Here is an 8,666-nt window from a genome sequence, read left to right as displayed (position 1 = left end):
TTGCTATAACTTCTCTACATTTATTGTCATCTGGAAAGGCTTTTATGAACTCTAAAATATTCTCCCCCCTAAATATTGCTTCCATCTACTATATTTTACTGTAAATATAATTGTTTTTTATGTATGTAACTCGATAATTTTATTCCAATTAATAATCAATTCTTTTGAAATATTTAAAAGTTGAGTTATCTTTTTGATTTAAAAAATGCAGTCATCAAAGCACCACATTCATTTTCTAAAATTCCTCCAACCAATATGGTTTTTGGATGAAGTTGTGTTCCCATTTTAATAAATCCTCGATTTTCATCTCTTGCTCCATAAACCAGTTTCGATATTTGGCTCCAATACAATGCTCCTGCACACATTTGGCATGGTTCTATGGTAACATAAATTGTGCAATTGGTCAAATATTTTCCGCCAAGAAAATTTGCAGAAGCCGTTATCGCCTGCATTTCTGCATGAGCGGTAACATCATTTAGCAATCCGGTCAAATTATGAGTTTTGGCAATAATTCGATTATTGATAACAACAACTGCACCAACAGGAATTTCATCTTTTTCAAAAGACAGTTCAGCTTCTTGCAGTGCCTTTTTCATGAAATATTCGTCAGTGAATATGTTTTCCATAAATTGAATTGTAGTCGATATTTGTTTTTTGTTTGAGGTTGATCTGAGTTAGAATATTATTTAAAACAAACCATTTATTTCTGCGTCAATTCTGTTTATTATTGTTCCTAAATCTTCAGGGTTGTTTACAAAATCAACATTATCTACATCAATAATCAATAATTTACCTTTATCGTAAGTGTGAACCCAAGCTTCGTAACGTTCATTTAATCTGCTTAAATAATCTATAGAAATAGAATTTTCATATTCGCGTCCGCGTTTGTGGATTTGACCTACCAAATTCGGAATCGAACTACGCAAATAAATTAACAAATCTGGTGGACCCACCAATCCTTCCATCAATTCAAAAAGGGAAGAATAATTTTGAAAATCTCGATTGGTCATCAAACCCATGGCATGCAAATTGGGCGCAAAAATATGTGCATCTTCATAAATAGTTCTATCTTGAATAATTTTTTTGCCACTTTTTCTAATCTGTAAAACTTGACGAAAACGACTATTCAAGAAATAAATTTGAAGATTAAAACTCCAACGTTCCATTTGATGGTAAAAATCATCCAAATAAGGATTGTCAACTACATCTTCAAAATGAGGTTCCCATTTAAAATGCTTTGCTAAAAGTTTGGTAAGTGTCGTCTTTCCAGCGCCTATGTTCCCTGCTATTGCTATATGCATTATGGTATATTGATTTTATAATTGGTAATTCCTTTGGGTGTAAAAATAGATAAATTTTGGTCTTTATATTGAAAATTCTTAAACGTTTTTTCGGAAATTTCTATTTCGTAAATTTTGTTTTTAGAAACTTCCATTAAATACAAAACATTTTGGTTTCCAAAAACTATTGTGTTTTCATCAGCAATATAAATTGAATCGTAAGTTGGAATTTGAGCCAATAAATTCACTTTCCCGAAAATATCACAGCTGTAAAAATTATTATTTTCATCAATCCAATAAAATGTATTAAAATTTGAAGAGTAGCTTTTAATTTTTTTATCAAATGGCAACCCAATTTTTTTATACACTTCAGATTCATAATTGTACAATCCCAATTGCATGGTTATACTATTAAAAACCCATAAATTTCCTTGAGATGAAATACCGATTGCAGAAGCCGAAATTTCTTGATTTTCGAGTGAAAAATTTATATTTTTAATTTCATTTAATTGGTTATCAAGAATGACCACACAATTGAAATTCTCGTAAAAAATCACAATTTTTAAGGGATTTTGGATATCAACTCTTTTTATTTTTCCTAAAGCAATATTGGTATATTGCCAGTTTTCGCTGTTTTTTAGCTTAATAAAATTGCTGTCTTTTATATAGTAACTGAAACCCAAAGCATCTTCACCAATAAAATCATCTACTTCAACAAATTTCACCTTTACTACCGAAGCATTGATTTTTGAAATTTGACAATACGAAACACAAAAATGGATTAAACTTAAGAATAAAATAATTTTTTTCATAAAGCTAAATTACAATTAAACTTTTTATAAAATTAAATGTGCAATAATTTTATTTAACAATCCATTGGTAACAAAAATAGATTTCAATCGTCATATTTGTCAAGTCAAATAAAAACTAAAAATAATGAAAAATATATTCGCAGTATTCATGGCAATTATAGCTAGTATTGCTTCAAATGCTCAAAAAGATTTTCAAGGAATGGCGGTTTACGAATCCAAAACCAGTACTGCTGATTTTAAAAAACGCTTTGAAGGCAATAAAGATATTACACCCGAAATGCAAAAAACCATTGAAGAAAGGATGAAAAGTATGTTTGAAAAAACATTTATTTTTAATTTCGATAAAAATACCTCTATTTATAAAGAAGAAGAAAAACTCGATGCGCCTGGAACTCAAGGTGGCGGTATGCGAATGATGAGTTCTATGATGGGCGGTGGAGGCACTTTTTACAAAAATGTAAAAGAGAAATCATATGTAGTTGATAAAGAATTTATGGGAAAAGAATTTTTGGTTAAAGATTCTCTACCAACTTTAAAGTGGAAAATGGAAAGTGAAACCAGAGAAATTGGTGGTTATATATGCATGAAAGCAACAGCAGTTCGACCAGCAAGTAAAACCGATTTTAGAAATTTTAGACCCAAAAAAGAAGATGAAAAGAAAGCTGCTGATAAAGTAGAGGCAAAAGACAAGAAAACAAGTTTTATGGATGAGGTTGAAATGCCAAAAGATATTACAGTAACCGCTTGGTATTGTCCAGAAATTCCGATTAATAATGGGCCAGAAAACTATTGGGGTTTGCCAGGTTTGATACTTGAAGTAAATGATGGAAAAACAACTATTTTATGTTCCAAAATTGTACTAAACGCCAAAGAAAAAGTTGTTATAAAAGCACCAACAAAAGGAACTCAAATTGCTCAAAAAGAATACGATGAAATTGTTGTTAAAAAAATGGAAGAACTTCGTGAAATGAACCAAGGACGTGGCGGCATGCAGATGAGGATGGGAAGATAATTAAGGAAAAAAATTGCAATGAAAAAAATATTACTTCTTTTGGTTTTCTTCCAATCAATAATTGCATTTTCTCAAAATATTACTTTTCAAGGTGTGGTAAAAGACACCTTAAATGAACCTTTAGAAATGGCAAATGTCATGGCAGTAAATCAAACTACAAAAGCTGTCGATGCTTATTCGATAACGAACGATAAAGGCAGATTCCAGTTATCGCTTAAAGCAAATAGTAGTTACAATGTACGTTTTACCTTTTTAGGATTAAAAACCAAAAACTTAACAATAAGCACCAAAAACGAAGACATTTCGCAAACAATAACTTTAAATAACGATGCTACACAATTGGCAGGTGTCGAAATTGTACGCGAAATGCCAGTTTCCATAAAAGGTGATACGATAATTTATAATGCCGATTCTTTCAAAACTGGAACCGAGCGAAAACTCGAAGATGTGCTCAAAAAGCTACCTGGAGTTACCGTAAATAAAGACGGAGAAGTTGAAGTAGAAGGAAAAAAAGTAACAAAATTGATGGTGGAAGGTAAAGATTTTTTTGATGGCGACACCAAACTTGGCGTAAAAAATATTCCTGCCGATGCAATAGACAAAGTGCAAGTTTTAAGAAATTTTAACGAAGTTGGGGCTTTAAAAGGTCTTGAAAATAATGAAGATAATGTTGCCATGAATATCAAACTAAAATCTGGAAAAAAGAATTTTTGGTTTGGCGACATGACAGCATCAACGGGAGTTGGGCATCAAGAAAGTAGGTACGAAATAAATCCAAAATTATTCTATTATAGTCCAAAATATAGTATTAATTTGATAGGTGATTTCAACAATATTGGAGAGTTGCCGTTTACGGTTCAAGACTACTTTAAGTTTACTGGTGGTTTTAAAAATATGATGAAAAAAGGCGGAACAAATTTTAATGTTTCCTCAAACGATCTCGGAATTTCATTATTAAGAAACAATCGCGCCAAAGATATCACAACGCAATTTGGCGCAACAAATTTCTCTTACAATCCAACAAAAGAATTAAATATTTCAGGATTTGCCATATTATCTGCCACCGAAACAGATTTACAAACCAAAAGTCAAACTAGTTTCTTAGCTGAAGATGCCAAAACAGTTTTCTCTTCAGAAAAAAGAGATGAAGTTGCCAAACAGAAAAATAATCTAGGATTATACAAATTGAGTGCTACTTACAAGCCCAATTCAAAATTACAAATTGATTATGATGCTCTCGCAAAACAATCTAAACAAAACGAAAATACGAGCTTATTTCAACAAACATTCGGACCAAACAGTATTTTTGTAAACAGCCAAAATATAATAACCAACAAAAAACAAGATCCGTTTTCTATCAATCAGAATTTCAATGCCTATTATACCAAAAATGATAAAAATGTTTTTGCATTCGAATTACAGCATTTATACCAAAAAGAAGATCCTTTTTACAATGCAAATTTGCAAAATAAGCCGTTTGTATCAACTTTAGGATATGATATTTTTCAAAACAGAACAGATTTAAAACAAAATAGATTTGTGCAAACCAATAAAGTGGATGCAAAGCTAGATTATTACTATATGGTAACGCCAAAAAGCAATATCAATTTAACGTTAGGCAGTACTTATTCGCATCAAAATTTCAACTCCTCAATATTTCAAGTTTTAGACAATGGCAATACAAATAATATTGTAGGCAATACCAATAAAAATAAAGTTAAATACGATTTTAGCGACTTTTTTGCAGGCTTGCATTATAAGTTTCTTACTGGAAAATTCACTTTCAATCCAGGTTTTTCTGTGCATAAATTCACAACAGACAATCAGCAATTGGGTTCTAATTTCAAACTAGATTTTTACAGAATATTGCCAGATATGTATGCGTTATTTCAAATAAAAAAAGCAGAAACACTAACGTATAATTTAACTTATAATAATGATTTTACAGATATCAACAGACTTGCCGAAGGAAATGTTTTAAGCAATTACAATACAATTTTCAGAGGAAACAGACAATTAGAAAACGCCACTTCGCAAACCCATTCGTTGCGATATTTCAAATATAATATGTTCAATTTCGAGAATATTTTTGGTAATATCTCCTACTCAAAAAAGATGAATCCCGTCAAAAACGCTTCCAACTTTAATTTAATCAATCAATCCGCCACCGCAATTAATTCAAATTTTGCAGACGAGACTTTATCTGGCGCAGCAAACTACGGACGTTCATTTTTTAGATACTACAAAGCCAACTTAACAGTTGCGGGGAATTGGTCAAAATTTAATAATATTCAAAACGGAAATAATTTAGCTGCCGAAAGTTTCACCCAAAATTATACATTCAAAGCATCAACAAATTATAAAGAATTACCTAATATTGAGTTGGGTTATGGCTATACAATCAATGATTATCAAGGCAATAAATTCTTTACCAAAACACCGTCAATTAAGTTAGATTATTATTTCCTAGACGCTTTTTCATTCGTTTCAGAATACGAATATTACAAGTATACAAACAACATCAAAACCGTAGATAACGAGTATGATTTCTTGAGTGCGAGTCTTATTTATCAGAAAAAAGGAGGAAAAATGGAATATAAATTATCGGCAACAAACCTACTAAATACAACATCGCTCAACGACGATAATTTCAATCAATCACGTTTCAGCACCTCGCAATATGTGGTTCAGCCACGATATATTATGTTTGGAATGAAATATAATTTGTAATTTTTTAGAAGCTTTTCCCGCACCCGAGCCTGACCCGAGCCTGAAAGTGCGAATTGGCGAAGCAAAGTGCGAACTGGCGAAGCAATTCGTTTCAAGTCTTCGTTTTGATGGTAAAATTTTAAAGGCTTTGCAAGAGCTTCCTCTGGTCGCTTTGCAAAGCCAAAAAATTTAAACCATCAAAACTGTGGGCTTTCCACTGCTATCGGGGCTAAAAAACAAAACCCTGAATAAATTAATAATCAGGGTTTACAATTTGCAAATGGAACTTTTTTTATTTAGTTCCAACAAATGAATATTTTGTATTGGCAATAATAGTAATAGTGTTGCCACTCAAACTCATTGAAATAGCACTTCCATCAATGACCAATTTCCCATTGTAACCATTTTGTCCATTTGGCGTAATAGAATTGATGTTTTTGTCGCCTATATCGGCGGCACTTTCCATCGTGGCCTCATAACAAGCTTTTTTTGTAAGTTTCAAAGTTGCTTGACTGGAGACACTGTTGATGGTTATGTTACCATTATATGTTCCCGTATAGGAATCATCAAAACATGGAACTGGAACTACATCATCCTTTTTTGAACATGAAATCAATAATAAGAAAGCAACAAACAGTAGTGAAAGTAGGTTTTTCATAACTTTATAGATTTAGGGTTAATAATTTATCTAAACAAATATAAAAAAAATTTAACACATTCATAATTATTTCTTAAAATTCATAAAGTTTTGATAAAATTAAATCCCAAAAGCACTTTTCACTTTATCTACAAAATCTAATTTCTCCCAAGTAAACAAATCAACAGTTACCGTTTTTTCTTTTCCCCCAGGTGCGTGAAATGTTTTTGTTACGGTTTCAGGTTTGCGACCCATGTGCCCATAAGCAGCAGTTTCGCTGTAAATAGGGTTTCTTAATTTTAAACGTTGTTCTATAAAATACGGACGCATGTCAAAAATAGCTTCCACTTTTTTGGCAATCTCACCATTGGTCATGCTCACTTTGCTAGTGCCATAAGTTTCAATAAAAATACCCATTGGTTTTGCAACACCAATGGCATAAGAAACCTGAACTAAAATTTCATCAGCTACGCCAGCAGCTACCAAGTTTTTGGCTATATGACGAGTAGCGTAAGCAGCACTTCTGTCTACCTTACTAGGATCTTTACCTGAAAAAGCACCGCCACCATGCGCGCCTTTTCCACCATAGGTATCCACTATGATTTTTCTACCTGTTAATCCAGTATCTCCATGAGGTCCACCAATTACAAATTTTCCAGTAGGATTTATATGATACTGGATTTTATCATTAAATAAGTGAGCATATTGTGGGTTGCTTTTAATAATTCTAGGTATCAAAATCCCAACCAAATCAGATTTGATTTTCGCCAGCATTTTGGCTTCTTCATCAAAATCATCATGTTGTGTCGAAATTACAATAGCATCTATTCTCGAAGGTTTGTTATTGTCGTCATATTCCAATGTTACTTGACTTTTTGCATCTGGACGCAAATATTTAATTTCATTATTTTCACGACGTAAAACAGCCAATTCTTGCAATAATTTGTGTGATAAATCTAAGGCAAGTGGCATGTAATCTGCAGTTTCATTGGTAGCATAACCAAACATCATGCCTTGGTCGCCAGCACCTTGATCTTCGGGATTTGTACGTTCAACACCTTGATTGATATCGCTCGACTGTTCATGAATCGCTGAAAGCACACCACAAGAGTTGGCTTCAAACATGTATTCACTTTTTGTGTATCCAATTTTTTTGATCACATCACGAGCAATTTGTTGCACGTCTAGATATGTTTTCGATTTCACTTCTCCAGCTAAAAAAACTTGACCAGTGGTAACCAATGTTTCACAAGCCACTTTCGATTCTGGGTCGAAAGCTAAAAAATTATCAATTAGTGCATCAGAGATTTGATCTGCTATTTTGTCCGGGTGTCCTTCACTCACAGATTCTGACGTAAATAGATAAGCCATAATATATATAGTATTAAATTTTATTAAACGAAAAAATTGCAGGAAATGATAAAGTAGAGAGTTCTGCTTTAGCATTTTTTTACGAGGTTGCAATCAGTTCAAATTTTTCCTCTTAATTATGGTGCAAATGTATAAAACCAAATTGAATTGCAAATCAATCTTAACTTTTTATGATTAAATTTAATAATTACACTTTTAATATTTAATCTTTCATTAGATTTATTTTTTAATAAATTCAACTATTTTAGATTTTAAATCTATATAATTGAATTTTATTGATAAAATTTAGAAAAATAATCTAATAAATTTGCATACACAGAAAATTTATCTACATTTGTGTTTCAAAGTAACAACAAAATGAATTTTAATGTTTGCAGTATGTGTTGTATGATGTCGGAGATTTCCGCAGAGAATGCTATTGTATAATTTTAAATTAAAAGATAACAAATAGAACCTCTGCAAATCGCAGAGGTTTTTTTATTTACAAAATAACTAAAATAGAATTTATGAATAATTTAGTAACAAATAAAATGATGATGTGTTGTATGATGTGCATGTGCGCACCAAACCACCATTATCAAAAGCGAAAGAGTTAATCTCTAATTATAGTAAAACTGTAAGCTCTTTTGACAATTTTCAAAAGAGCTTTTTTTTATATTCTAATCCAACAATCAAATAATCGAAAAATCAAATAATCTAATAATCCAAATATCTAAAAAAATGAGTACACAAAAATTCGCAACAAACGCTTTGCACGCAGGACACGACGTTACTAAAAACACAGGAACTAGAGCTGTCCCAATTTATCAAACTTCTTCTTATGTGTTTAACAATTCTGACCATGC

7 protein-coding genes are annotated in these 8,666 nt (G+C 31.7%); 2 read left to right on the top strand and 5 right to left on the bottom strand.

All coding sequences use genetic code 11. The features are described from left to right. Positions 1-185: 185 nt before the first annotated feature. Genes RMN92_RS10040 through RMN92_RS10030 form a run of 3 tightly spaced genes read right to left on the bottom strand, consistent with a single transcriptional unit; the run spans position 186 to position 2,092 of the window. Positions 186-626 carry a nucleoside deaminase gene (locus RMN92_RS10040; protein WP_309609316.1) on the bottom strand — a complete coding sequence of 147 codons (441 nt, stop codon included), beginning with the start codon at positions 624-626 and terminating at the stop codon, positions 186-188. 60 nt (positions 627-686) lie between these two features. Beyond that, positions 687-1,301 carry a deoxynucleoside kinase gene (locus RMN92_RS10035; RefSeq protein WP_309609315.1) on the bottom strand — a complete coding sequence of 205 codons (615 nt, stop codon included), beginning with the start codon at positions 1,299-1,301 and terminating at the stop codon, positions 687-689. Beyond that, on the bottom strand, positions 1,301-2,092 hold the full coding sequence (locus RMN92_RS10030; RefSeq protein ID WP_309609314.1) for a hypothetical protein: 792 nt from the start codon (positions 2,090-2,092) through the stop codon (positions 1,301-1,303). Before RMN92_RS10030 ends, RMN92_RS10035 begins: the two co-directional genes overlap by 1 nt. A 124-nt stretch (positions 2,093-2,216) precedes the next feature. On the opposite strand from RMN92_RS10030, the gene RMN92_RS10025 reads away from it, so the two are divergent. Together RMN92_RS10025 and RMN92_RS10020 are read left to right on the top strand one after the other, a co-directional pair. Next, on the top strand, positions 2,217-3,104 hold the full coding sequence (locus RMN92_RS10025) for a GLPGLI family protein (protein ID WP_309609313.1): 888 nt from the start codon (positions 2,217-2,219) through the stop codon (positions 3,102-3,104). A gap of 18 nt (positions 3,105-3,122) precedes the next feature. Further along, positions 3,123-5,834, top strand: a complete 2,712-nt coding sequence (locus RMN92_RS10020; protein WP_309609312.1) for a carboxypeptidase-like regulatory domain-containing protein — start codon at positions 3,123-3,125, stop codon at positions 5,832-5,834. A gap of 271 nt (positions 5,835-6,105) precedes the next feature. On the opposite strand, the gene RMN92_RS10015 is transcribed toward RMN92_RS10020, so the two are convergent. Both RMN92_RS10015 and metK read right to left on the bottom strand, forming a co-directional pair. After that, entirely contained in the window at positions 6,106-6,471 is a 366-nt protein-coding gene (locus RMN92_RS10015; protein WP_309609311.1) for a hypothetical protein, read from the bottom strand. A gap of 99 nt (positions 6,472-6,570) precedes the next feature. Then, on the bottom strand, positions 6,571-7,821 hold the full coding sequence (gene metK, locus RMN92_RS10010) for a methionine adenosyltransferase (RefSeq protein WP_309609310.1): 1,251 nt from the start codon (positions 7,819-7,821) through the stop codon (positions 6,571-6,573). Between the last annotated feature and the right edge of the window lie 845 nt (positions 7,822-8,666).

Origin of the sequence: Flavobacterium sp. (assembly GCF_031363805.1) — a bacterium.
GTDB lineage: Bacteria > Bacteroidota > Bacteroidia > Flavobacteriales > Flavobacteriaceae > Flavobacterium.
The sequence above is the reverse complement of the archived record's forward strand: the minus strand, read 5'-3'. Positions and strand labels throughout refer to the sequence as shown.

Coding starts and splice junctions, on each gene's coding strand:
- RMN92_RS10040 (WP_309609316.1), bottom strand. CDS start 626: ATGGAAAACATATTCACTGACGAATATTTCATGAAAAAGGCACTGCAA.
- RMN92_RS10015 (WP_309609311.1), bottom strand. CDS start 6,471: ATGAAAAACCTACTTTCACTACTGTTTGTTGCTTTCTTATTATTGATT.
- RMN92_RS10025 (WP_309609313.1), top strand. CDS start 2,217: ATGAAAAATATATTCGCAGTATTCATGGCAATTATAGCTAGTATTGCT.
- RMN92_RS10020 (WP_309609312.1), top strand. CDS start 3,123: ATGAAAAAAATATTACTTCTTTTGGTTTTCTTCCAATCAATAATTGCA.
- RMN92_RS10035 (WP_309609315.1), bottom strand. CDS start 1,301: ATGCATATAGCAATAGCAGGGAACATAGGCGCTGGAAAGACGACACTT.
- RMN92_RS10030 (WP_309609314.1), bottom strand. CDS start 2,092: ATGAAAAAAATTATTTTATTCTTAAGTTTAATCCATTTTTGTGTTTCG.
- metK (WP_309609310.1), bottom strand. CDS start 7,821: ATGGCTTATCTATTTACGTCAGAATCTGTGAGTGAAGGACACCCGGAC.